This window comes from Acidihalobacter yilgarnensis (assembly GCF_001753245.1).
Taxonomy (GTDB): Bacteria; Pseudomonadota; Gammaproteobacteria; order DSM-5130; family Acidihalobacteraceae; genus Acidihalobacter; species Acidihalobacter yilgarnensis.
Map to the genome: position 1 here is coordinate 1,286,783 of NZ_CP017415.1, position 25,985 is coordinate 1,312,767.

Genomic DNA, 25,985 nt, shown 5'->3' on the forward strand with positions numbered 1-25,985 from the left:
TCATGCCCGTCCTTTCGAATCGCCTGTTGTCGTTCGTTCTTGCCTGTTGTCTGCTCGCACCCGCGGCACATGCCGCCGCCGGAAAACCCGACGACCACGCCGCACAGGCCCTACGCGAACGCCTGATGAAGCTCATCCCCGGCAAGGCCCCCGACGTCGTTGCCGCCACGCCGATTCCCGGTCTGTATCAGGTGCGCTACGGGCTCAAGGTGTTCTACCTCACCGCCAACGGCCGCTACTTGATTCAGGGCCAGCTCGTCGACCTCAAGGATCATCAGAATCTCACCGATGCCAGCCTGGACAAGGCCCGCGTCGATCTGCTCGACGCACGGCCAGCCAACAGCTTCATCGAGTACCGTCCCAAGGGTCAGACGCGCTACACCATCAGCGTGTTCAGCGACGTCGACTGTCCCTACTGTCGCGCCCTGCACGCCGAGGTGCCCGAGCTGAATCGCAAGGGTGTGGCCGTGCGCTATCTCTTCTTCCCGCGCAGCGGGCCTGACACCCCCTCGTATTACACCGCGGTCAGCGCCTGGTGCGCCAAGGATCGGCAGACCGCCTTCACCCGCGCCATGGAAGGCAAGACTATCCCCAAGGCCACCTGCGCCAATCCCGTCAAAAGCGACTTCGACCTTGGCATGCGCTTCGGCGTTGAAGGCACCCCGACCATCGTGCTGCAAAACGGTCAGGTTCTCCCCGGTTACCTGCCAATCGACAAGCTGATGCAGGTGATCAAGGAGGCGTCTGCGAATTAGCTGGAGGCCTGATGTGATGTCGGTCGCTCTCGAACGGAGCTGCGCGGCAGCGCGCGTTCAGTCGCACGCCGTTTGTGGCGTCTGAGCGCGGCCGGATCAGGCAACCAGCCGCCGCAACCTCGATATGTCCCGCAAGGGCGGGGCACCGAACATGCGGTTGTATTCGCGGCTGAATTGCGAAGGACTCTCGTAGCCGACGTGGAACGATGCGGTCGAGGCATCCTGATTTTCGGTCAACATCAAACGCCTCGCCTCATGCAGCCGCAGCCACTTCTGGTACTGCAACGGGCTCACGGCCGTCATGGCGCGGAAATGGTGATGCAGGGTGGACGTGCTCATGTCGACCTGCCTGGCGAGTTCCTCGATGCGCAGGGTTTGTCTGAAGTTTTCCTTCAGCCACTCGATGGCACGGCCTATTTGATTGCCTTGGCTTCCCATGGATGCGATGTGGCGCAGGCGCATCCCCTGGTCGCCGACCAGCAGACGGTAGGTGATTTCCCGCTGGATCAGCGGCGCCAGAATCGGCAGATCCTGCGGCTCGTCCAGTAGATCGACTAGACGCTGGAAAGCCTGGACCAGCGGCAGTGTCATTTCACCCGTCGCCATCCCGCGCCCACCCTGGTTCACGCGTGGCGCCGGGAGATGGCTGTCCACCATCAGTTGCGAGACCTCGCGCAGATCGAGCACCAGTTTCAGGCCCAGATAAGGCCTTTCAGGGCTTGCCTCGAGAATCTGAAAATCCGTCGGCAGGTGCGTAGAGGTGATCAGGTAGCGCTGCGCGTCGTAGACATAGATGTCGCTACCGAGGATGACGCGCTTGGCCCCCTGCACGACCATGCAGATACTCGGCTCGTACAGGCCGCCGACGGGCTCGGTCGGCCCGTGTTTGCGATACAGCGACAAGGCCGGAATCGCGGTCGGCGTCAGTTCCCCTGAGGCCGTGAACCGGGCAATGCGCTGCTTCAGGCTCGCAAGGGCCTGCTCAATCGGCTCAATCGGGGCGGTCGGTGTCGGCATCGCTGCGCTCCATGCTCACAAGACGGCTCATCAGCCTCATCCTTACCATGGGTGGAATCCATCAAGCCGGACGATCAGGCAAAAAATCCACCGAAACAGTCTAACTGTCCTCGTGGGTCTGCGCCTATTATGCAATCCGTATTCGCTCACGGATACCGCAATACCCCGCCCGACAGGGCTTGTCCCGCAATACTGCAACACCTGATGGAGGTGCCACGATGCATGCACATGGATATGCCACTCATTCCGCTACCCAAGCACTGGGTCCGTTCGATTTCGAGCGTCGCGAGCCGCGTCCGCAGGATGTGGCGATCGAGATTCAGTATTGCGGCATTTGCCACTCCGACATCCATACGGCGCGCAGCGAATGGGGCGAGACCCATTACCCCTTCGTGCCGGGCCACGAGATCGTCGGGCGCGTGACTGCCGTCGGCAGCGAGGTCAGCCGGTTCAAGGCAGGCGATCTGGTCGGTGTCGGCTGTCTGGTCGACAGTTGCGGGCACTGCGAGTCCTGCAATGACGGCCTGGAGCAATATTGCGATAACGGCTGGACGGGCACCTACGGCAGCGAAGACAAGATCGGCGGCACGCCGCACAGCCACACCCTCGGCGGGTATGCCGACAGGATCACGGTCGATCAGCACTTCGTGCTGAGCATCCCGGACAACCTCGATCCGGCCGCCGCCGCGCCGCTGCTGTGCGCCGGCATCACCACCTATTCCCCGCTCAAGCACTGGCAGGTGAGCGCGGGCCAGAAGGTCGGCGTGATCGGGCTCGGCGGCCTGGGGCACATGGGGGTGAAGTTCGCCCATGCCATGGGCGCGCATGTGGTCATGATCACGACCTCGCCGGGCAAGGCCGCGGACGCGCAAAAGCTCGGCGCCCATGAGGTGCTGATCTCGAAGGATGCGCAGGCGATGCAGGCCGCCATGGGCAGCTTCGACTTTCTGCTCAACACCATCCCGGTTGGCCACGATGTCGATCCCTACATGAATCTGCTCAAGCGCGACGGCGCGATGGTGATCGTGGGTTCGGTCGAACCGCTCACCCGGGTCGACGGCGTTCCGTTCATCTTCAAGCGCCGCACGATGGCGGGTTCACTGATCGGCGGGCTGCCGGAAACTCAGGAAATGCTCGATTTCTGCGGCGAACACAACATCGTCTGCGACATCGAAATGATCGACATGAAGGACGTGAATGATGCCTACGAGCGCACGGTCAAGGGCGACGTGAAATACCGTTTCGTCATCGATATGGCCACGCTGAAAAACGGCGCCGCGTAGGCGGTCGACACGATCGCCATGCGCGAGGATGCTCAATCGCCCGAAGAAGTGCCGATATACCGCGCCGACTCGGGCGAGCCCAACCAGGGATCGAGCAACGGGTTCACCGGCAACGTGCGCATCGAAAAGGTCTTCGCCGCCCCAGCCCGCGCGTTCAACGGGGAACGCTGAGCATTCGTAGGTTGGGCCGACCCTGGCGGCCCAACATGCCCGCGCCTCGGCCGAATGCATCCGAGGCGGGGTGATTGGGTGGCTTTGGACGTGGACGTTGGGCCACCTGCATCGGCCCCACCTACGCGCGCGCTCTCTCTCCGGCGCCTGCTCATCGATGAATCCTCCCCGATAGCGTCGAACCGTGCTGGGATGCGATACCATCGCCACGGTTTGACCCATCGTAAGGACGCACATGATCACCGGCGAAATCAAATCCAAGATCGATAGCATCTGGAACACCATGTGGTCGGGCGGCATCTCCAACCCGATGTCCGTCATCGAGCAGCTCACCTACCTGCTGTTTATCAAGCGCCTCGACGAGTTGCACACGCTCAAGGAGCGCAAGGCCGCGCGCACCGGCAAGCCGATTGAGGAGCCGATTTTTGGTCCCGGTCAGGATGGCCTGCGCTGGTCGCGCTTCAAGGAGACTGCCCCGGAGCAGATGTTCGCCACCGTGCGCGATGAAGTGTTCCCCTTCATCAAGACGCTGGGTAGCCAGCGCGAGGATGACGGCCAGGGCGGCAGTACCTACACCCACCACATGCGCGACGCCCTGTTCATGATGCCCGCCCCGCGCGTGTTGGCCAACGTCGTCGATCAGCTCGATGACATCGACATGGCCGATGCCGACACCAGGGGCGATCTCTACGAATACATGCTCGGCAAAATCGCCAGCGCCGGCCAGAACGGCCAGTTCCGCACCCCGCGCCACATCATCAATCTCATGGTCGACATGACCGCGCCCACCCCGCTCGATGTCATCTGCGACCCGGCCTGCGGCACCGCCGGCTTTCTCATCGCCGCCTCCGAATCGCTGCGCACGCATCACGGCGACGCCATCTACCGCAACGCAAAGGCACGCCGCCGCTTCAACGACCACACCTTCCACGGCTACGACTTCGACAGCACCATGCTGCGCATCGGCAGCATGAACATGCTGCTGCACGGCGTCGAAAACCCCGACATCCGTTACCGCGACTCGCTGGCCGAAGGCGCCAGCGGCGCCACCGGAGACGACGCCGGCAAATATTCGCTGATCCTCGCCAATCCCCCGTTTGCCGGCAGCCTGGACTACGAATCCACCGCCAAGGACCTGCAGCGCATCGTCAAGACCAAGAAGACCGAGCTGTTGTTCCTCGCCCTGTTCCTGCGACTCATGCAAACCGGCGGGCGTGCCGCCGTCATCGTGCCCGACGGCGTGCTGTTCGGCTCCAGCAATGCGCACAAAACCTTGCGCACGCTGCTGGTCGAGGAGCAGAAGCTCGACGCCATCGTGTCCATGCCCTCCGGCGTGTTCAAGCCCTACGCCGGCGTCAGCACCGCCATCCTCTTCTTCACCCGGACCGACTCCGGCGGCACCGACACCGTCTGGTTCTACGACATGCGCGCCGACGGCTTCTCGCTGGACGACAAGCGCGCCCCACAGCCGGACAAGAGCGACCTGCCCGACATCCTCGCCCGCTGGCGGAACCGAGAAGCGGAGGCCGACCGCCCGCGCACCGCGCAAAGCTTCTGCGTACCCAAGGCCGAGATCGCCGCCAACGACTACGACCTTTCCATCAGCCGCTACAAGGAAGTCGAATACGAAGCCATCGCATACGATCCGCCGCAGGTGATTTTGGCGCGGTTGGCGGAGCTGGAGGCGGAGATTACTGATGGACAGAGAGCGCTAGAGGGAATGCTGGCGTGACAGGGCAAAATGTTGCAATTTCAAAAGTTGCCGAGGTCAACCCTCGGCTACACATCAATGACAAACCTAAGCCGCAAGACACGGTCAGTTTTGTACCGATGGCATCGGTTTCAGAAGAGACGCTTTCTATAGAAGCACCGGAGGATCGCCCGTACGCCGAGGTTGCAAAGGGGTACACGCCGTTCCAGCGGGGCGACATCATATTGGCCAAGATCACTCCGTGCTTCGAGAATGGAAAGATGGCACACGCAACCCAATTGCCTCATCGCCAAGCTTTCGGTTCCACAGAATTTCACGTCATTCGGCCAGGTAAAGAAGTCGACGGGGTATACCTCTTCCACTTACTTCGAGACCCATACATACGTCGAGCCGGCCAGATGAAAATGAAGGGGGCTGCCGGACAAAGACGTGTGCCCGCTGAGTTTTTCGCAAACCTCAAAATCCCCCTCCCACCCCTCGCCGAGCAGAAGCGGATTGCGGCGATTCTGGATGCGGCGGACGCCTTGCGGGCCAAGCGCCGCGAAACCCTCGCCCAGCTCGACACCCTCCTGCAATCCACCTTCCTCGACCTGTTCGGCGATCCGGTGACGAATCCGAAGGGATGGGAGGTCAGCTCTTTAGATCGAGTCATCACTGTTGAACACGGATTTGCATTCAAGAGCGAGTACTTTTCTGACCATGGGGACTACATAGTCCTAACTCCGGGGAGTTTTTACGAAGATGGCGGGTATCGAAACCAAGGGAGTAAAACAAAATACTACGCTGCAACCCCACCAGAAAAGTACATACTTCCTGCCGGGGAGTTATTGGTGGCAATGACAGAGCAAGCGCCCGGTCTATTGGGTAGTCCCATTTTCGTCCCTGAAAATGACAGGTTTCTACACAATCAGCGGTTGGGTCGCATACGTATTGGAGAGCGGCTAACCGCTCAGTTTGTCTATCATTTATTCAACACACCTTGGGTTCGAGGCGAGCTTCAACGCACATCTACCGGAACAAAGGTGAAGCATACATCTCCTACCAAAATTGGCGCAGTCACATCGATTGTTCCTCCCCCGGGTCTCCAACGTCATTTCGCCACCATCGTCGAATCCATCGAACGCCAAAAAACCCGCCTGCGCGCCCATCTCGCCGAACTGGACACCCTGTTCGCCTCGCTGCAGTCGCGTGCGTTCAACGGAGCACTTTGACCGGGCGTCGTCGATTTATTGCTACTATCGAACCTCAGGCATGAACAACAAAAACGTTGCGGGTCATGGATGAACGACAACTCGATGTGCTTTTTCAATTCCCTCCCCAGCGACCGCCGGCGCCGTTCGCGGCCGCAGCGCATGACGCCGCTGCGCTAAGCCCGACGCAACCAGCCCATGACCAACTTCGCCTTCCTGCCCGAGACCTTCCGCGACATCGCGGCGTCCGCCCGAAGGGCAGAGGGGCATATCGATGGCGACCCGCGCGCGGCCTGCTTCCACGCCCGCTTCACGCTGGAGGCGGCGCTGCACTGGCTGTACCGCCACGACCCGGCGCTGCGTATGCCCTATGACCGTTCGCTGGGCGCGCTGCTGCACGAGCCGAGCCTGCAGCACCTGTTGCCGCAGCCGGTGTATCAGAAGGCGCGGGTGATCCAGAAGCTGGGCAATCAGGCGGTACACAGCCAACGCCCCGTTACGCAGTACGACGCGCTGCAGGTGGTGAAAGAACTGCACCACGTCTGCTACTGGCTGGTGCGCACCTATGCCCCGGACGCCTCGCGTCAGGGCGCGGCCTGGGACGATACCCGCGTGCCGAGGTCGGCCCCCGCCGATGCATCGGCCGAAGCCACCGTGCCGCGCGAGCAGCTGGAAGCGCTGGAAGCCCAGCTCGCGGCGCAGAGCGAGGCCGCGCTCAAGCAGCAGCAGGCGCGCGATGCGCTGGACGCCGAGCTGCAAACCCTGCGCACGCGGCTGGCCGAAGTGCGCGCCGAGGCCGAGGCGACCCCGGACACGCACGACTACTCCGAAGCCAAGACCCGCGAATACCTGATCGACGTGGACCTGGGCCGCGCCGGCTGGCCGCTGGACCAAGCCCGCGACCGTGAATACGAAGTGACCGGCATGCCCAACAGCAAGGGCGTCGGCTACGCCGACTACGTGCTCTGGGGCGACGACGGCAAGCCGCTGGCGGTGGTGGAGGCTAAGCGAACCACGGCAGATCCGACGGCGGGCCGGCAGCAGGCGAAGCTCTACGCCGACTGCCTGGAGACCATGTACGGCCAGCGGCCGGTGATCTTCTACACCAACGGCTATGAGACTTGGCTGTGGGATGACACGGGCTATCCGCCGCGCAAGGTGGCCGGGTTCTACAAGAAGGACGAGCTGCAGCGCCTGATCCTGCGCCGCACACAGCGCGCGCCGCTGGACGTGGCCACAGTGAAGGACGCCATCGCTGGACGCTATTACCAGAAGCGCGCCATCGGCAGCCTGTTCGCGCAGTTCGCCCAGGCGCGGCGCAAGGCACTGTTGGTGATGGCCACCGGCACCGGCAAGACGCGCACGGCCATTGCGCTGGTTGACGCGCTGCAGCGCGCCGGCTGGGTCAAGCGCGCGCTGTTCCTGGCCGACCGCGTGTCGCTGGTCAATCAGGCGGTCAACGCCTTCAAGACCCATCTGCCGGAGTCCAGCCCGGTGAACCTCGTCACCGAGAAGCACGCGGAAGGGCGGGTCTACGTGTGCACTTATCCGACGATGCTGAATCTGATCGACCAGAGCGACGGCGGCACGGCACGCTTCGGCGTGGGGCATTTCGATTTGGTCGTGATCGACGAGGCGCACCGCTCGGTGTACCAGAAATACGGCGCGATCTTCGATTACTTCGACTCGCTGCTGGTGGGCCTCACGGCGACGCCGCGCGAGGAGGTGGACCGCAACACTTACGAACTGTTCGAGCTGGAAGCGGGGGTGCCGACCGACGCCTACGAACTGGACACGGCGGTGCGCGACGGCTTCCTGGTGCCGCCGCGGGTGCAGCAGGTCGACCTGCGCTTCCCCCGCGAAGGCATCGACTACGCTGCGCTCAGCGAGGACGAGCAGGCGCAGTGGGAAAGCCTGGACTGGGGCGACGAGGTGGAGCCGGGGGCGTTGCCCGAACACGTCAACGCCGCGGCGATCAACAACTGGCTCTTCAACAAGGACACCGTGGACAAGGTGCTGCAGCACCTGATGGCGAATGGTCACACCGTTGAGGGCGGCGACCGGCTGGCCAAGACGATCGTCTTTGCCCGCAACCACGAGCACGCGGCCTTCATCGAGGCGCGCTTCAACCACCACTACCCACATTACCAGGGCCACTTCGCCCGGGTGATCGACAACCGCGCCAAGTACCCGCAGAGCCTGATCGACGACTTCTCGCAGGCGGATAAGGCGCCGCACATCGCCCTCTCGGTGGACATGCTCGACACCGGCATTGACGTGCCGGAAGTGGCCAATCTGGTGTTCTTCAAGCCGGTGTACTCGCGGATCAAGTTCTGGCAGATGATCGGGCGCGGCACGCGGCTGTGCCCGGACCTGTTCGGCCCCGGCGAGGACAAGGCGGATTTCCGCGTGTTCGACTGCTGCTTCAATTTCGACTTCTTCAAAGAGAACCCCCAGGGCATCGACGCCAGCGGCGGTGTGGCGCTGGGCGCGCGGCTGTTTCGTGCGCGGGTGAAGCTGCTGGGCCACGTACAGTCCGACACCAACCTGGACCCGGATGCCGCGCTGGGCAGGGCGCTCACCGACGACCTGCATGGTGAAGTCACTGCGATGAACCGCGAGAACTTCATCGTGCGCCTGCATCTGGAGGCAGTGGAGCGCTTCCAGGACCGCGCGGCCTGGAACGCATTGAGCGAGCACGACCGCGAGCGCCTGCAGCGCGAGGTGGCCGGCCTGCCCAGCGAGCTGCCGACCGACGAAATCGAATCGCGCCTGTTCGACCACACTGCGCTGCGTATGCAGCTCGCGCTGGCCGAGGGCGACGGCCGCACGCTGGAGACGCTGCGCCAGCGGATGATGGAGATCGCCATGCTGCTGGAGGACAAGGCCGGCATCCCGGCGGTCAAGGAGCAGCTCGGTTATCTGGTTGCACTGCAGGAGCCAGGGTTCTGGGAGGGGCTGAGCCTGGCGGCGCTGGAGGACATGCGCCTGCGATTGCGCTTACTGGTGCCCTTTCTCGACAAGCAGAAGCGCCAGATCGTGTTCACCGATTTCCGCGACGAAGTGCTCGGCGTGCGCGAGGAACAGGCCGTGTACATGCCGAAGATGACCGGCGTGCAATACGAGAAGAAGGTGCGCGATTATCTGCGCAACCACCTCGATCATCTGGTTATCCGTCGCCTGCGCAGCAATCAGCCGCTGACCGAGACGGATCTGCACGGCCTGGAAAAAACACTGGCCGAGATCGGCGCGGACGAGGGGGCGGCGCTGCTGGGCGACCTGCTCAAGCGCAGCGAGGCGCCCTCGCTGCCCTGGTTCGTGCGCAGCCTCGTGGGCATGGACCGCGCCGCCGCGCAGGCGGCGTTTGCCCAGTTCCTCAACGACCGCAGCCTGAGCCCGAAGCAGATGCGTTTCGTCGAGCTGATCATCGATCAGCTCACCACGCGCGGCGTGATGACGGATGATGCGCTCTACGAGGCGCCGTTCAGCTCACTCGATGCGGGTGGACCCGAAGCGGTGTTCGCCGGGCGGGAGAAGGTCGTCGAAGGGCTGTTTGATACCTTGAAGACAACCCGCGAGGGGCTGAGCGCAGCGGGTTAGGCCATTGCTGGGCGATCCCGTCGCCCATCGCTGGATCAAACATGGCTGCCTTGGATTTTTCATGGAAATCTTCGGTCATAGGGCATAACTGTCCATTGACATGAGTTTTGGCCGCCATGAACGCCCGTTGCACCGAAAAGCCCGGCGACGAGCGGACGGTGGTTTTATTTCCGATCTGGCATCGCTTCATGTGATCCAACGGGCTTATCGAGACGCGCTTCCGCCCGTCAGCTGAAGAGGTTGTGCTTGCATCTTTATATCGAACCGCATGATGGCCGTCAGCCAATCGTGCAGATCATCGAACAGGCGCGCAGGCGCGTCGATCTCAACGTCTACATCCTGTCCGACAAGCGGGTGCTTGTGGCGCTCAAAAAGGCGTCCGACCGGGGCGTGAAGGTGCGCATCATTCTCGATCGGGCGCCCCATGGAATGGGGCTCTGGCAGGTCGTGGACGAGTACAAGCGCATCACGGACATGGGGATCGATGTGCACGGCACCCCGCAGCGCTTCGCCTACGACCGCGCCGATTATGTGTGCAACACCTCGATGTGCGCGATCGGTACGGCGGACTACACCGCCGCGGGATTCAACCGGAACCGCGAATACATCATCCGCTTCTCGAATCCCGCCATCGTCAAGGCGGCGCGCGAGGTCTTCGCTGCGGATTGGCACAATAAACCGGCCGGGGATGGGCCGCGAAAATATCTCGTGCTCTCGCCCGGCAGTGCCTGGCGCATGGTTCGCCTCATCGATCAGCCGGGCAAGCTGGATATGGAGCAGGACGATATCGGCAAGACCGGCCCGGTGATCCGCGCGATGGCGCGCAAGGGCCACGCTATCCGGCTGATCCTGCCGAGTCGCGCAAGACGGCATGACGCGCACGAGATCGGGGCGTTGCGGCACGCGGGCGTCCAGGTGCGCTACATGAGCGGGGTGTACATGCACGCCAAGATGATCGCCGGCGACGACCGGGGGTACATCGGCTCGATCAACATCACGCACACCTCGCTCTACCACAACCGCGAAGTCGGCATCACGTTCGGCGGCAAGATCCTGTCGCAGGTCCGCCGTCAATTTGAGCAGGACTGGTCCGCAGCAAAACCCTAGTTCACTTCCACGACAGCAGCCTGTCGCCTTCGTGATGTTGGCACGTAGAGCATGCAGGATGCTGTATCGCTATGTGGCTGAAGTCCACGCCGTGTTCGCGCCGGCCATTCGCTGCCAGCGCGAAGCGGGTTTCACGAGATACTAAATCGAAACAGCGCAAGGCAGTCAGGAGGCACTGGTCAGCGACGATGGCCAATGGGCCGTCTTGGCCGAATCGGCGTCTGATACGGCGAACTAAGGGGTGCGGCGGGTGGCCGCGGTGCGCACGTCAGCCGGGGCGACGGTTTTTGGGCGATGCACCAGTCATCTTCACGAACCAGTGCACGAAACAGTCGGCTGAGGAAAATCCCAGTGTCTCGCCCAGCTCGGTGTTGCTCATGCCAGCGGACAATCCTTGCACGGCTTCGCGCAGACGCAGGGTATGGCACCAGTCCCTGAAACTCATACCGGTTTCGCGCTTGAATAGCCGAGCAAGCGTGCGTTCGGTCGCGCCTACTTCGCTTGCCCACGACGATAGTGTCCGTCGGTCTGACGGATTGCTGAGCAAGGCGTTTGCGATGCTCTGCAGGCGGCGGTCGGACGGGAGGGGTAATATCCAGCCATCTGGCTCGGAACCTGCGATTTCCTCTCTTAGCAGTTCGAGTATGTTGCGTTTGAGCCGGGGCGAGGGCAGCTTTCGCTTCGTGTCTAGCAGGCGGTCGACGAGTGCCAGCATGAGAGAGGTGGCGCGCATGAGCATGACGTGCGCGGGCATGTCGCGGCTCTGCTCTTCGGACAGGTAAAGCGCTGCAATTTCGACATCGTCGCGGGTCCGTCCCCAGTGGCTCTGCCACGGTGGTATCCAGACGGCCATGCCTGACTGCAGTAGCCATTGGCTCATCTCCGTACCGCCGACGAGGTGACCGCGCTTGACTAGGACGAATTGTCCGGCCGCATGTCGATGAGGCTGTTCTTCGAGCATTTCGGCGCGGCGGGTCGTCAGCGTGCCGCCGGTGTTGATAGCTTTCAAGGGTGCGTCTGCTGCGGTCATTCGCTTATCTGCTGGGACCGTTCGGGGGCTTGGCCTCAAGATAGCGTCCTGGGAGCAGGAGGGCGAGTCCAAGGGCTGGCGTCAGTGTCAGGACCAGCATCGTGAAAGCGGCATGGAAACCGCCATCCGGCCTGGCGCGCTGGCCGATTTGCACAGCCGTCAGCGTATTGATGCCGATGGCCGCACCAAGATTTCTGAGGAACTGGATGGCGGCCGTGCGGCTGCCGAGCTGCTCTCCGGTCGCTTGGTTCTGTGCCAAGACGAGCGAGGCTGTGGCGACGAAACCGACGCCGAATCCCAGCAGACTCATGGCCACCCAGATTGTGATCGTGTCCGTGTGCCGGCCTTCCAGCGCCAGCAGTGCCGCACCCGAAATCATCATCACGATGCCGAGCGCCGCGAACCTGCGATAGCCGCCGCGGTTGAGCAGATGCCCGCAGACGGCCGAACCCGTTGACCAGCCGATGGCTGCCAGCGTGATCGTGCCAGCCGCAAGGTAGGGGCTCGTTTCTACACCGAAGCGGATGTAGAACGGCAGGAGCACGACCGTGCCGTAGAGTGCTGCGCTGGACAGAAACGAAAGCGCGAAGGCGGCGAGCAGGTCACGGTGTTCGACCGCGCCCGCAATCAACTTGCGGCTCGAAGGCCAGGATAGGCAGGGTTGCCGAGGCGCACGCGGCGCGGCGGCGGGGACATTGTCCCGGACGCCACGCAATAGCAGCATGAGGGCAAGGGCCAGCGGCAGGTTGATCCAGAACACGCTGCGCCAGCCGAAAGCAGCGGATACCGATGCGCCTATGGCGGGTCCGGTCAGCGCGGCCAGCCCCCAGACAAGGCTCAGCAGGCCTTGGGCCTTGGCACGTTCGTGGGGGGCGAACAGGCTGCCCAGCAGGGTGTAATCCAGCACGATGATGGATCCGCCCGCTATCCCCTGCAATGCGCGCAGGGCAATCAGTCCATGCATGCCGGTGGCGAGACCGCAGCCGGCTGAGGCGATACCAAACAGACCGAGCGCATAGGTCAGTATCGGGCGCGTTCCGTAACGGTCCGCCAAATGTCCGGCTGGGGGTGCGCACAGCATGACGGCAAGCAGGTAGGCGGACATGACCCATGCGCGCTGCGTGGTGTCGCCCAGAGCGTGGCCGATGTCAGGCAACAGCACGGCGACGACTGTGCTGTCCATGGCTGCCAGGAATAGGCTGAAGGCCAGTGCGGCAACAGCCCAGCGTCTCGCGCTGCCGCGCGCCTTGGTTTCAGGTAGGACAATGCTCATGTCGGGCCTCGCAGTTCTATTCGACGGGCGAAGGCGCCACGTCACGAGGCCAGACTAGTACTGGAAAGGCTGGGTCGATATGTTCGTAAAAGACCTGTTTAGTATCGAATCGGACAGTTACTGCAGCGGGCAGGGACAAAGGCGCCACCATGGCGGGTGGCGCCCTGGGGGCTGTCCAGTCAGTGCATCAGATTGAACATCTTCCGTCGGTAGGGCGTGACGCGTTCGTCGTTGCCGAGGAGTTCGAAGGCGGCGAGCAGGCCGCGTCGGCCGGCTTCGTCGTTGTGCTGGCGGTCGCGGCGCATGATGTCGAGGTATTCGTCCATGCCTGCTTCGTATTCGCCGGCGAGGATGCAGGCGGCGGCGAGCTGTTCGCGGGTGTCGAGATCGTCCGGCTGCGCCGTGACGCGTGCGCGCAGTTCGTCGAGCGGCGGGGCGTCGGCCTGTTGCGCGGCGAGCTGGCAGGTGGCGAGCAGGCGCTTGACGTCGGCGTCCTCGGCATATTTGGCGGGCAGGGCGCGTAGTTGCTGCTCGGCCTCGGCCGTCTGGCCCTGGCGGATCAGTAGATCGGCCAGATCGAGGTCGACGCGGTGGTTGTCGGGATCATCCTCGCGCGCACGACGCAGCAGGGCCAGGGCCGCATCGACATCGCCGGCGTCGGCCTGCGTGCGGGCCTGCTCGCGCAGAGCGTCGGATTCGCGCGGGATATGCCGTTCGAGCAGTTCTCGGATCGCCGACTCGGGCTGTACGCCCATGAATTCATCCACCACGGCGCCGCCCACGAACAGCTTCACGGTGGGCAGGCTGCGGACGCCGTACTGGTTGGCCAGCGCCTGCTCGACATCGCTGTTGACCTTGGCGACCAGTAGCTTGCCGCCGTAGGCATTGGCGAGATTGTCGAGCACTGGCGCGAGCATGCGACAGGGGCCGCACCAGTCCGCCCAGAAGTCGACGAGCACAGGCACCTGCTGCGAGCGTTGCAGGACGCGCTCGGCGAAGTCGGCGGCGGTGACGTCGAAGACATAGGGTGAATCGCTCATGCTGGTTTCCTTTCGCGGATCGGTGAGTGGATGCGCGGGGGCCCGGCGGCGGGCTTCCCGCATGCCCTGTGACTGCCACTATGGGGATCGCCGTACGGTGCTTCAACTGCATGCCGGCGATCCCGCCGGACGCGGCGGACATCGGGACGGGGCGATCTGGCATAATCGGCGGTTGTGAACAGCCCGATATCCAGCGGACAGGTGGAAGGATCGATTGCGGCGGGCGATCGGCATGCCCGTGTGTTCGCCGCGCTGATGGAGCCTGATCCCCAACGCAAGTGCGCGGCAACCGCGCAGCTCTGGGTCGATTGGCAGGCGGGTCGATTGAGGCCGGAAGCCGACGCGCCGCCGGTTGCGCGCGTTGCGGTGGCGGGTCGCCCCGCGCGGCCGGAGCTGGTGCCGCCGCGCGAGGTGCCACGTCGGGGATTGGGCTCGGCAGCGGGTCGTGTGGCATTGATCCACGCGGTGGCCCACATCGAGTTCAATGCGGTGAATCTGGCACTGGACGCGGTCTACCGCTTTCGCGAGATGCCGGAGGCCTTCGCCGGCGATTGGTTGCGCATTGCCGCCGAGGAGGCCCGGCATTTTGGCCTGGTGAGCGATCGTCTGGCCGAGCTGGGTCGGGCGTATGGCGATTTTCCGGCACATAACGGTCTCTGGGAAATGGCTTGCAAGACCGATCACGACGTGTTGTTGCGCATGGCGCTGGTACCACGCGTGCTGGAGGCGCGCGGACTGGACGTGACCCCGGGCATGATCGAGCGCCTGAGCGCGGCAGGCGATAGGGAGACGGTGGCCGTGCTTGAGGTCATCCTGCGCGAGGAGATCGGCCATGTGGCCGCGGGCTCTCACTGGTACGCTTATCTGTGTCGCGCGCGGGGCCTGGAGCCGGAGGCCACCTTTCGCGAGCTGGTGAAGACGCATGCGCCCGGCTATGTGCAGGGGCCGTTACACGCAGCGGGACGGTTGGCAGCGGGTTTCAGCGAAATGGAGCTGGCGGGGCTGGAGGCTCTGCGGCACCCTCAGGAATAAATGACGAACGGCGGGAGTCGAGTGTTGCATGAGCGGTTATAACGCGGCGGATATCGAGGTACTGAGCGGTCTTGACCCGGTGCGCAAGCGCCCGGGCATGTATACCGATACCACGCGCCCGAATCACCTCGCCCAGGAGGTCATCGACAACAGTGTCGACGAGGCGCTGGCGGGTTTTGCCAGCCGGATCGAGGTGACCCTGCATACCGATGGCTCGGTGTCGGTGGTCGACGACGGGCGCGGGATGCCGGTCGACCTGCACCCCGAACAAGGCCGCCCAGGCGTCGAGGTGATCCTCTCGACCTTGCATGCGGGCGGCAAGTTTTCCGACAAGACCTATCAGTTTTCCGGTGGCTTGCATGGCGTCGGCGTGTCCGTGGTCAACGCGCTGTCGAAGCGTCTCGACGTGTGGGTGCGCCGCAATGGCCAGGAGCATCACATCGCCTTCGCCGGTGGCGAACGGGTCACGCCGCTGGAGGTGGTTGGCACCACGGCCAAGCGCAATACCGGTACGACGCTGCGTTTCTGGCCGGACCCAGTCTATTTCGACACGGTGAAATTCAGCCTGGCGCGGCTCAAGCATGTATTGCGGGCCAAAGCCGTGCTGTGTCCCGGCCTTGAAGTCGTGCTGCTCGACGAGGCCAGCGGGGAGTCGGATGTCTGGTGCTATGAGGATGGCCTGCGCGATTATTTGATGGAAACGGCCGGCGAATACGAGCACCTGCCGGCCGACCCCTTTGTAGGGCGCTCCGAAGGCAGCCGCGAGACCGTCGAATGGGCGTTGGTGTGGCAGCCGGAGGGTGGGGAGGGCATCGCGGAAAGTTACGTGAACCTGATCCCCACCGCGCAGGGCGGCACCCACGTCAATGGCCTGCGTACCGGCCTGACCGAGGCGGTGAGAGATTTCTGCGAGTTCCGCAACCTGCTCCCGCGTGGTGTCAAGCTGGCGCCGGAGGATGTGTGGGATCGGGTGAGTTATGTGCTCTCGCTCAAGCTGGCCGATCCGCAGTTCGCCGGCCAAACCAAGGAGCGACTCGGCTCGCGAGAGGCCGCGGCCTTTGTTTCCGGGGTGGTCAAGGATGCATTCAGCCTGTGGCTTAACCGTCACGTGGCCGAAGGCGAACGTCTGGCCGAACTGGTTATCAACGCCGCCAACCGGCGCATGCGCGCGGGCAAGAAGGTGGTGCGCAAGAAGGTCACCTCGGGGCCGGCGCTACCCGGCAAACTGGCCGATTGCAGTGCCCAGGATCTGGCGCGCACCGAGCTTTTTTTGGTCGAGGGCGATTCCGCAGGCGGGTCGGCCAAGCAGGCGCGCAACCGCGAATTCCAGGCCATTTTGCCGCTGCGTGGCAAGATTCTGAATACCTGGGAGGTGGAGTCCGCTCAGGTACTCGGCTCGCAGGAAGTTCACGATATCGCCGTGGCCCTGGGCATTGAGCCGGGCGCTGCGGAGATCGATGGATTGCGTTACGGCAAGGTGTGCATTCTCGCCGACGCAGATTCCGACGGCGCGCATATTGCGACGCTGCTTTGTGCCCTGTTCGTGCGCCACTTCCGGCCGTTGGTGGCACGCGGGCACGTGTTTGTCGCCATGCCACCGCTCTATCGTGTGGACCTCGGCAAGGAGGTCTACTATGCGCTGGACGAATCCGAGCGTGAGGGCGTGCTCGACCGTCTGCGAGCCGAAGGCCGGCGGGGTACGCCGCAAGTCACCCGTTTCAAGGGCCTCGGCGAGATGAACCCACTGCAGCTGCGCGAGACGACCATGGCGCCGGACACGCGTCGGCTGGTGCAACTCACGCTCGACGACACCACCGAGACGGACAGCCTGCTCGACCTGCTGCTGGCCAAGCGCCGCGCCAGTGATCGGCGCGGATGGCTGGAGCGCAAGGGCAATCTGGCGGAGATCTGAAATGTATTCCGACGGCCAAGCGGACCTACGCGAAAACCGGCCAGGGCGGTGCGCGGCATGAGCACGCCCTTGTTCACCCAGACCATCGTCGCCATGGTTTGGGACTTCGACAAGACGCTGATCCCGGGCTACATGCAGGCGCCGCTGTTCCGACACTACGGCGTGGACGAGAAGGCTTTCTGGGGCGAGGTCAACGCGCTGGAGGCGCAGTATCGCGCCCGTGGCTGCGAACAGGTGGCGAGCGAGATGGCGTACCTGAACCACGTGCTGGCCTACGTGCGTCGCGGAACCTTCAAGGGACTGAGCAACACACTGCTCGAATCGCTAGGGCGGGAGCTGGCGTTCTATCCGGGCTTGCCCGATTTCTTCGCCGAATTGCGCGCGATGGTGGCCGCCGATCCGGCCTTCGCGCATCACGACATCACCCTGGAGCACTACGTGGTCAGCACCGGCTTCACACGCACCATTCGTGGTAGCGCGCTGGCCTCGGAGCTGGATGGTGTGTGGGGTTGCGAGTTCGTCGAGGACCTGGACGGCGAGGGCGATGAGATCGCCCAGATCGGCTACGTGCTGGATAACACGACCAAGACCCGCGCGGTGTTCGAGATCAACAAGGGTGTGAACAAGCATCCCGATCAGATCAGCGTGAACGCCAATCTGGCCGAGGGCGAGCGTCGCATTCCGTTCCAGAATATCGTGTATGTCGCCGACGGTCCGTCGGACGTGCCCGTGTTCTCCGTGGTCAAGCGCAGCGGCGGGCGCACCTACGGCGTATATAACCCCGGCCACGACAATGAGTTCCGGCAGATCAACGAGCTGCAGCGCCAGGGGCGCGTGCAGTCCTTCGGCCCGGCCGATTACCGGCCCGGTTCGCAGACCCATATGTGGCTGAGCAACGCGGTGCGCGAGATCGCCGAGCGTATCGTGCGCGACCGCGAGGCCGCCCTTGGCGCCCGCGTCGGCCAGCCTCCCCGTCACCTCAACGACTGAAATACACCCGTATGGCAAACGCTTACGCGAATCACGAAGGCGCCGAGCGCCTGCCGCTCTCGGCCTTCACCGAAAAGGCGTACCTGGACTACTCCATGTACGTGATCCTCGACCGAGCGCTGCCGCACGTCGGCGATGGCCTCAAGCCAGTGCAGCGGCGCATCGTCTACGCGATGTCCGAACTGGGCCTTTCGGCCACGGCCAAGTACAAGAAGTCGGCGCGTACCGTCGGCGACGTGCTCGGCAAGTTCCATCCGCACGGCGACTCGGCCTGTTATGAGGCCATGGTGCTGATGGCGCAGCCCTTCTCCTATCGTTACCCGCTGGTCGACGGTCAGGGCAACTGGGGCTCGCAGGACGATCCCAAGAGCTTCGCGGCGATGCGCTACACCGAATCGCGGCTTTCGCCATACGCCCGCCTGCTGCTGGCCGAGCTGGAACAGGGTACGGTCGACTGGGCGCCCAATTTCGACAGCACCCTGAACGAGCCGACCCTGCTGCCGGCGCGTCTGCCGAACGTGCTGCTCAACGGCGGCACCGGGATTGCGGTTGGCATGGCGACCGACATTCCGCCGCACAACCTGTGCGAGGTCGCAGCCGCCTGTGTACACCTGCTGGATCACCCGGACGCAGACCTTGAAGCCCTGTGTGCACACATCCAGGGGCCGGATTTTCCCACGGAGGCGGAAATCGTCACGCCGCGCGAGGATCTGATAGCGATGTACGCGAGTGGCAACGGCAGTCTGAGACTCCGCGCGCGCTGGCGCCAAGAGGACGGCGACATCATCGTTGATGCACTGCCTTATCAGGTGTCCGGCGCCAAGATCCTCGAACAGATCGCAGGCCAGATGCAGGCCAAGAAGTTGCCGCTGGTCGAAGATCTGCGCGACGAATCCGATCACGAGCAGCCCACTCGCCTGGTGATCACGCCGCGTTCGACGCGTGTGGATGTCGACGCGCTGATGGCGCACCTGTTTGCGACCACCGACCTCGAACGCAGTTATCGCGTGAACCTCAACATGATCGGCCTGGATGGCCGACCGCAGGTCAAGGGCTTGCGCACGCTGCTGATTGAGTGGCTGCGTTTTCGCACCGAAACGGTCCGCCGTCGCCTGAACTGGCGGCTGGACAAGGTCAACCGCCGTCTGCACCTGCTGGATGGCCTGCTGATCGCCTTCCTCAACCTGGATGAGGTGATCCACATCATCCGCACTGAGGACGAACCCAAACCCGCACTCATGGCGCGCTTCGGTTTGAGCGAAGACCAGGCGGACTACATTCTTGACACCCGCTTGCGCCAACTGGCTCGGCTGGAGGAGATGAAGATTCGCGGCGAGCAGGAGGCGCTGCAGAAAGAGCGCGAAGGGCTGGAGCGCGTGCTTGGTTCCGAGGCACGCCTCAAGCGGCTGATCAAGCAGGAAATCGAGGAAGACGCAAAAACCTATGGCGATGCGCGTCGTTCGCCCATCGTCGCCCGTGCCGCTGCTCAGGCCATGAGCGAAGCCTCGTTGGTGCCCTCCGAGCCGGTGACCGTGGTGCTCTCGAGCATGGGCTGGGTACGCGCGGCAAAGGGGCATGAGGTCGACGCCGCAGGGCTGACCTACAAGGCCGGCGACGTTTTCCTCGCCGCGGCTGCCGGGCGCAGCAATCAGAACGCACTATTCATCGACTCGACGGGCCGCTGCTATGCACTGCCGGCCCATACGCTGCCCTCGGCGCGCGGACAGGGCGAGCCGCTGACGGGGCGTCTGAGCCCGCCAGCGGATGCGCGCTTTGTCGGCCTGCTGTTGGGCGCGGAGGACGATTCGGTGCTGCTTGCCACCGACTGGGGTTACGGCTTCGTCGCTCGCCTCGGCGATCTCATGTCGCGTAACAAGTCCGGTAAGGTGGTACTGAGCGTGCCGGCCGGTGCGGCCGTGTTGCCGCCCTGCCCGATACCGGCGGGCAGCGGGCTGCAGCTCGCGATCGCCAGCGACGCAGGGCACTTGCTGGTGATCGACCTCGACGAGTTGCCGCGCATGGCCAAGGGCAAAGGCAATCGCCTGATCGGCATTCCCTCTGCACGCCTGAAGGCTGGGGAGGAGCGCGTGGTTGCATTGGCCCCGCTGTTGCCTGGCCAGGCGCTGACGCTGCATGCCGGGCAACGCCACAAGGTGCTCAAACCGGCCGAGCTGGACGAATACGCCGGTGAGCGGGGGCGTCGCGGTCAACGCTTGCCGCGTGGCTTTCAGCGTGTTGATGCGCTGAAAGCCGACGAGTGATAACGAAGTGTAAAGATGGGGCGGGTACGGCGGAAATGTACTTGAATTCCATGCGACGACACACAATCATTATTCTGGGCAAAAACATAACCGAGGGCATCGATACATGAAGCGCATCCTGCTGTTCCTGGCGACCAATATTGCCATCATGGTGGTCTTGAGCATTGTGCTCAACGTCCTGATGGCGGTGACGGGCGTGCATGGCATCCAGACCAAGAGCGGCCAGATCAACTACATGGGCCTGCTGTTATTGGCGTCCGTGTTCGGTTTCGGCGGCGCGTTCATCTCGCTTTTCCTGTCCAAGTGGATGGCCAAGAGGAGCATGGGCGTGCAGGTCATCGACCAGCCGCGCACCAGCAGTGAAATCTGGCTGATGGAAACGGTGCAGCGACTGGCGCGTCAGGCTAATCTGGGTATGCCGGAGGTTGGCGTGTTCGACAGCCCGGACATGAACGCCTTTGCGACCGGCGCGAGCCGCAACAAGGCCTTGGTCGCGGTGAGTACCGGACTGCTGCAGGGTATGGAGCGCGATGAAATCGAGGCCGTGCTGGCCCATGAGATCAGCCACGTGGCCAACGGGGATATGGTCACCCTGACGCTAATCCAGGGCGTGATCAATACCTTCGTGATCTTCATTGCCCGCATCGTCGGACACGTGGTCGACCGCGTGGTCTTTAAGAGCGAGCGCGATTACGGCCCTGCGTATTTCATCACCGTGATCGTCACCGAAATCTTTCTCGCCATCCTCGCCTCGGCGATCGTGATGTGGTTCTCGCGTAAGCGCGAGTTCCGTGCCGACGCCGGCGGCGCCAAGCTGGCGGGGCGCGATAAGATGATTGCGGCACTGCGTCGCCTGCAGCACGCGCACGAGCCGGAGGAGCTCCCCGGCCAGCTCGCCGCCTTTGGCATCAACGGCGGCCTGGGTCATGGCTTGCGTAAGCTGTTTATGAGCCATCCTCCGCTGGAGGAGCGTATTGCCGCACTGGAGGCGATGCGTTGAGTCGATAGTGACCAAGCGTTAGAGCAAGAGGGGCCGCTGAATGCGGCCCCTTTTTTATGCGCGTGATGGGCAATCGATATCGATATCGAGATGCAGTGGAAAAATCGTGGATGAATGGCCAGGTATAGCGGAGCCGTGGTGATGAGGTTTCATGGACCGGTTTGATTTGCTGATCGATGATTCAGAGAAAAGGTCGTCAATCGGGTTTCGATATTGGCCGTGAATGGCCGGGCGATCATGGGTGTCTTTGTAAGGCGCTCGATTTCCCCAGCGATTTTTCTTGTGTGTGTTAAAGAAAAATCACGCTTATGGCTGCGCTTTGGAAAAATCAATGTGGTGGTGAGGTGGACGAGAGAAATGATTCTCTCATTCGGTTGGTGAACTGGATAAGCGCACGTTATTAGGCGCTTGTCAGGCGAGCATGCAATCTCTCGCCTGACAGGCTCATTCTCCGGCCAGATCGGCACGCATGGCAGCGAAGACTTCCAGTATTTCCGGATTAGCGATGGCATCCGTGTTGGTCACGGGGCGCCCATGGATGGCTTCGCGAACGGCCAGTTCTGTGAGCTTGCCCGAGCGTGTTCGTGGCAGGTCGGCGACCTGTTCGATGCGTGCCGGGACATGGCGTGGCGTGGTGTTATCGCGAATCTGCTGACGAATGCATCGGCGCAGGGTTTCGTCGAGTGTGACGCCTTCTCGCAGGCGCACGAAGAGTACGATGCGTTCGTCGTCGCGCCAGTGCTGGCCGATGGCGATGGATTCGAGTACTTCTGGGATCTGTTCGACCTGGCGATAGATCTCGGCAGTACCGATACGCACGCCGCCGGGGTTGAGGGTGGTGTCGGAGCGGCCGTGGATGATGATGCTCGCACGCGAGGTGATTTCCACGAAATCGCCGTGCGCCCACACGCCGGGGAAGCGCTCGAAATAGGCCGCGTGGTATTTCGTGCCGTCGGGGTCGTTCCAGAAACCGATGGGCATGGAGGGGAAAGGAGCCTCGCAGACGAGTTCGCCGGGCTCGCCACGAACGGGATGGCCGTCGGCATCGTAGGCCTCAACCTTGAGTCCGAGGCCGCGGCATTGCAGCTCACCGCGGTAGACGGGCAGCAACGGATTGCCGAGTGCGAAGCAGGAGACGATGTCGGTGCCGCCGGAAATGGAAGCGAGCATGAGGTCGGGCTTCACGTCGCGGTAAACGTAATCGAAGCTTTCGGGTGCGAGCGGTGAGCCGGTCGACAGGATGCTCTTGAGCGCACTCAGACGATGGCTGAGTCTGGGTCTTATGCCGGCTTTCTCGGAGGCGGCCAGCCACTTGGCGCTGGTGCCGAAAATGCTGATGTCGAGCTCGTCGACGAGGTTCCACAGTACATTGCCGTTGGGATGGAATGGCGAGCCGTCGTAGAGCACGATACCGGCGCCGGTGGCGAGCCCGGAGACTAGCCAGTTCCACATCATCCAGCCGCAGGTGGTGTAGTAGAAGATACGATCTTCGCGCTTGAGATCGGTATGCAGTACCAGTTCCTTGAGGTGCTGCAGTAGCGTGCCGCCGGCGCCGTGGACAATGCACTTGGGCACGCCAGTGGTGCCGGAGGAATAGAGAATATACAGCGGATGGTCGAAGGGGCCGTCGATGTAGTCGAGCGGAGGTGTGTCCTGTGAGGTAACGAAATCGGGCCAGGCGACTGCTGTGGGCAGGCCGGCCAGATCCGGCGCTTGGCCGGAGTAGGGCACGATGATGGTGTGCGTCACCGAGGGCAGCGCGTGTTGCAGTTCGCGCAGCTTTTCCATGCAGTCGTGCGTCTTGCCGCCATAGGGGTAGGCATCGACGGCGATGAGTACCTTCGGCGCGATCTGTCCGAAGCGGTCGGTTACGCCTTTGACGCCGAAATCAGGCGAGGTCGACGACCAGATGGCGCCCAAGGAGGCGCTGGCAAGCATGCCGATTACGGTTTCGGGGATGTTGGGCAAATAACCAGCAACGCGATCGCCTTGTCTCACCCCGGCGCGGCGCAGAGCGTCGGCAAAGCGGGCAACCTCTGTGTGTAGCTCGGCGTAGCTCAGCGTGCGTGCGTGGCCCCACTCATTGCGAAAGATCAGGGCGGGGTTGGCGTCTCGGTGGCGTAGGAGGTTTGCGGCAAAATTGAGGCGCATGTCGGGAAACCAGCGCGCGCCAGGCATGCAGTCGCCATCTATCAAGGCTGGCTCGAATTCGCCATTGGCACGCACGCCGCAGAACTCCCACAGCAGTGACCAGAAGCGCGCGGGCTGGCGTACGGAGAAATCCCACAGCGGTGCGTAGCGCTGGATGTCTGGATTACCTGTGTGCTCGCGTACGAAACGCAGGAAACGCGCCATATTCGAGTCTTCGGCCTTGCGTGCATCCGGTTGCCAGAGTGGCTGATCCATCGGTTCATTCCTTGCCTGTTGCAGACTATGCGCGAACATAGCCTAGCGCGTATCCAAAGTCGGCGAATACTACCGGCAGGCTGGGCGCAGCGAAAGGCTTGGGGGGTGTCCGCGTTTGCTCGTCTGTCGAGGCATTGCAATAATGCCGACCAGCCAGGCGGCATGACCGCCATTATCACGGAAATCGAGCCATGTCCGAGATTGTTATCGTCAGTGCGCGCCGCACTCCCATCGGCGTGTTTCGTGGCGCGTTGGCGGATTTGCCGGCCCCTGCGCTCGGTGCCGCTGCCATCCGTGCCGCGGTAGCGGACGCACAACTCGCGCCAGACGTGGTCTCGGAGGTGATCATGGGTTGCGTGCTGAGCGCAGGCCTCGGCCAGGCGCCTGCTCGGCAGGCGGCATTGGCCGCTGGATTGGCCCTGTCGGTCGGTTGTACGACCGTGAACAAGGTTTGCGGATCGGGGATGAAGGCGATCATGTTCGGGCACGATCTGATCCGTGCCGGTTCGGCGGAAGTGGTGGTGGCAGGCGGCATGGAATCGATGAGTGGGGCCCCTCATTTGATTCCCGGCTCGCGCGAGGGGCATCGTTACGGGAGCTTCGAGGTGCTCGATCACATGGCTCGCGATGGTCTGACTGATGCCTACGATGGTCAACCGATGGGCCTGTTCGGCGAGGCAACGGCAGAGCGTTACGGTTTCGATCGGGCGCGTCAGGATGCCTTCGCAGTTGCTTCGGTCGAGCGTGCACGTACGGCGCAATCGAGTGGGGGGTTTGAGGCTGAGCTGGTACGGCTGTCGCTTGGAAATGCCGACGATGCGGCCCCTCCGATCGGTCAGGACGAAGGGCCTTCACGATGCGAGCCCTCGCGGATCGCTCTGCTGCGGCCGGTCTTCCGTCGAGACGGCGGTACGATTACGGCCGCCACGGCTTCGAGTATCGCCGACGGCGCGGCCGCGATGGTGTTGATGTCTGCGGAAACGGCGGCGGCACGCGGGCTCGTTCCGTTGGCCCGGATCGTGGGTCATGCCGGACATTCGCAAGCGCCGGAGTGGTTTACCACGGCGCCGGTGGGAGCTATCGAGCGTCTGTTGCGTCAGGTCGGTTGGGATGTGCGGGCGGTTGACCTGTTCGAAGTCAACGAAGCCTTCGCGGTAGTCGCCATGGCGGTGATGGAGGAGTTGGGTATTGACCACGCGCGTATGAACGTCAACGGCGGGGCCTGTGCCCTGGGTCACCCGATCGGTGCAAGTGGTGCGCGAATCGTGGTCACGCTATTGCACGCGCTGCGCGCGCGCGGCCTTCGGCGCGGTGTCGCGGCTCTGTGCATCGGGGGTGGCGAGGCGACGGCAATCGCCGTGGAGCGGATCTGAGGTCTGCGCCTGGGGGTTTGCCTATTGCATGTGCCAGCCGTGACTGACGGTCACGGACTGTCCGGTAAGCGCGGCCGACGGGAAGGCACTGAGGAATAGCGCCGTCTCGGCGATGTCCTCGACCGTCGTGAACACCCCGTCCACGGTGTTGCCGAGCATGATCTTGCGGATTACCTCATCCTCGCTGATTCCCAACTCGCGCGCCTGTTCCGGTATCTGTTTGTCGACCAGCGGTGTACGCACGAAGCCGGGACAGATGACGTGGGCGCGCACGTTGTGTGCAGCTCCTTCCTTGGCCAGCACGCGCGCCAAGCCCAGCAGCCCGTGCTTGGCGGTGACATAGGCCGATTTCAGCGGTGAGGCTTCGTGCGAGTGTACCGATCCCATATAGATGACGATTCCACCACGCGCGTCTCGGTACATATGGCGTAGCGCGGCGCGTGTGGTGAGGAAGGCGCCATCGAGATGGATGGCGAGCATGCGTCGCCAATCTGCGAAGGCGTAGTCGACGATGGGATTGACGATCTGCACGCCGGCATTGGAAATCAGAATGTCGAGTGCGCCAAAGGCCTCGACAGCGCTATTCGTGCCTTGCTCGACTTCATTTTCCTGAGTCACATCCATGGCGATGCCGATGGCGCGACCGCCCGCGCGATTGATCGATGCGGCCACCGCTTCGGCGGCGTCGTGGTTGATGTCGGCGATAGCCACGGCGGCGCCCTCACGGGCGAAGCATTCGGCGATGCCACGACCGATGCCGCTGGCGGCCCCGGTAACGAGCGCGGTTTTGCCGGCGAGTTTCATCTTGATCCTTCCCTAATAAAATCCGTATGG

Annotated in this window: 19 protein-coding genes; 13 read left to right on the plus strand and 6 right to left on the minus strand. The window is 63.2% G+C overall.

What is annotated here, in order from left to right; translation table 11 throughout:
* Positions 1–2 precede the first annotated feature (2 nt).
* Positions 3–755, plus strand: a complete 753-nt coding sequence (locus BI364_RS06115; RefSeq protein WP_070077974.1) for a DsbC family protein — start codon at positions 3–5, stop codon at positions 753–755.
* A gap of 96 nt (positions 756–851) precedes the next feature.
* On the opposite strand, the gene BI364_RS06120 is transcribed toward BI364_RS06115, so the two are convergent.
* Complete coding sequence (locus BI364_RS06120; protein ID WP_070077975.1) at positions 852–1,772, minus strand: AraC family transcriptional regulator; 921 nt, start codon at positions 1,770–1,772, stop codon at positions 852–854.
* A gap of 218 nt (positions 1,773–1,990) precedes the next feature.
* Between BI364_RS06120 and BI364_RS06125 the strand changes: the two genes are divergently transcribed.
* The 6 genes from BI364_RS06125 (at position 1,991) to BI364_RS06145 (ending at position 10,834) form a co-directional block, all read left to right on the plus strand.
* Positions 1,991–3,055 (plus strand): NAD(P)-dependent alcohol dehydrogenase, encoded by a 1,065-nt coding sequence (locus BI364_RS06125; protein WP_070077976.1) that lies wholly within the window; start codon positions 1,991–1,993, stop codon positions 3,053–3,055.
* A gap of 18 nt (positions 3,056–3,073) precedes the next feature.
* Positions 3,074–3,226 (plus strand): hypothetical protein, encoded by a 153-nt coding sequence (locus BI364_RS17805; RefSeq protein ID WP_156782639.1) that lies wholly within the window; start codon positions 3,074–3,076, stop codon positions 3,224–3,226.
* Between the two features lie 235 nt (positions 3,227–3,461).
* Positions 3,462–4,958, plus strand: a complete 1,497-nt coding sequence (locus BI364_RS06130; protein ID WP_070077977.1) for a type I restriction-modification system subunit M — start codon at positions 3,462–3,464, stop codon at positions 4,956–4,958.
* The gene (locus tag BI364_RS06135) at positions 4,955–6,148 is read left to right on the plus strand and encodes a restriction endonuclease subunit S (protein ID WP_070077978.1); all 1,194 of its coding nucleotides are present in this window, start codon (positions 4,955–4,957) and stop codon (positions 6,146–6,148) included. The genes BI364_RS06130 and BI364_RS06135 overlap by 4 nt, the downstream gene beginning before the upstream one ends.
* 177 nt (positions 6,149–6,325) lie before the next feature.
* On the plus strand, positions 6,326–9,727 hold the full coding sequence (locus BI364_RS06140) for a DEAD/DEAH box helicase family protein (protein ID WP_070077979.1): 3,402 nt from the start codon (positions 6,326–6,328) through the stop codon (positions 9,725–9,727).
* 246 nt (positions 9,728–9,973) lie between these two features.
* Positions 9,974–10,834, plus strand: a complete 861-nt coding sequence (locus tag BI364_RS06145; protein ID WP_070077980.1) for a phospholipase D-like domain-containing protein — start codon at positions 9,974–9,976, stop codon at positions 10,832–10,834.
* Between the two features lie 268 nt (positions 10,835–11,102).
* Here the strand turns inward: BI364_RS06145 and BI364_RS06150 are convergent, their stop codons facing one another.
* The 3 genes from BI364_RS06150 to trxA form a co-directional block, all read right to left on the minus strand.
* Entirely contained in the window at positions 11,103–11,864 is a 762-nt protein-coding gene (locus BI364_RS06150; protein WP_083251191.1) for an AraC family transcriptional regulator, read from the minus strand.
* Positions 11,865–11,868: 4 nt separating this feature from the next.
* Positions 11,869–13,137 (minus strand): MFS transporter, encoded by a 1,269-nt coding sequence (locus tag BI364_RS06155; protein ID WP_070077981.1) that lies wholly within the window; start codon positions 13,135–13,137, stop codon positions 11,869–11,871.
* Between the two features lie 179 nt (positions 13,138–13,316).
* On the minus strand, positions 13,317–14,177 hold the full coding sequence (trxA, locus tag BI364_RS06160; protein ID WP_070079942.1) for a thioredoxin: 861 nt from the start codon (positions 14,175–14,177) through the stop codon (positions 13,317–13,319).
* A gap of 255 nt (positions 14,178–14,432) precedes the next feature.
* Here trxA and BI364_RS06165 point away from each other — a divergent pair, with 255 nt between their 5' ends.
* The 5 genes from BI364_RS06165 (at position 14,433) to htpX (ending at position 21,372) form a co-directional block, all read left to right on the plus strand.
* A complete protein-coding gene (locus BI364_RS06165; RefSeq protein WP_070079943.1) occupies positions 14,433–15,209 on the plus strand; it encodes a ferritin-like domain-containing protein in 777 nt (258 codons plus the stop codon).
* Positions 15,210–15,237: 28 nt separating this feature from the next.
* Entirely contained in the window at positions 15,238–17,121 is a 1,884-nt protein-coding gene (parE, locus tag BI364_RS06170; protein WP_070077982.1) for a DNA topoisomerase IV subunit B, read from the plus strand.
* Between the two features lie 57 nt (positions 17,122–17,178).
* Positions 17,179–18,111, plus strand: a complete 933-nt coding sequence (locus BI364_RS06175; protein ID WP_070077983.1) for an HAD family hydrolase — start codon at positions 17,179–17,181, stop codon at positions 18,109–18,111.
* 11 nt (positions 18,112–18,122) lie between these two features.
* Positions 18,123–20,372, plus strand: coding sequence for a DNA topoisomerase IV subunit A (gene parC / locus BI364_RS06180; protein WP_070077984.1), 2,250 nt, complete (start codon positions 18,123–18,125; stop codon positions 20,370–20,372).
* A gap of 106 nt (positions 20,373–20,478) precedes the next feature.
* Positions 20,479–21,372, plus strand: a complete 894-nt coding sequence (gene htpX, locus BI364_RS06185; RefSeq protein ID WP_070077985.1) for a protease HtpX — start codon at positions 20,479–20,481, stop codon at positions 21,370–21,372.
* A 444-nt stretch (positions 21,373–21,816) separates the two neighbouring features.
* Here the strand turns inward: htpX and BI364_RS06190 are convergent, their stop codons facing one another.
* A complete protein-coding gene (locus tag BI364_RS06190) occupies positions 21,817–23,778 on the minus strand; it encodes an acetoacetate--CoA ligase (protein ID WP_070079944.1) in 1,962 nt (653 codons plus the stop codon).
* A gap of 191 nt (positions 23,779–23,969) precedes the next feature.
* Between BI364_RS06190 and BI364_RS06195 the strand changes: the two genes are divergently transcribed.
* Positions 23,970–25,151 (plus strand): thiolase family protein, encoded by a 1,182-nt coding sequence (locus BI364_RS06195; RefSeq protein ID WP_070077986.1) that lies wholly within the window; start codon positions 23,970–23,972, stop codon positions 25,149–25,151.
* 21 nt (positions 25,152–25,172) lie between these two features.
* Here BI364_RS06195 and BI364_RS06200 read toward each other — a convergent pair whose 3' ends face one another.
* Positions 25,173–25,955 (minus strand): 3-hydroxybutyrate dehydrogenase, encoded by a 783-nt coding sequence (locus BI364_RS06200; protein WP_070077987.1) that lies wholly within the window; start codon positions 25,953–25,955, stop codon positions 25,173–25,175.
* Between the last annotated feature and the right edge of the window lie 30 nt (positions 25,956–25,985).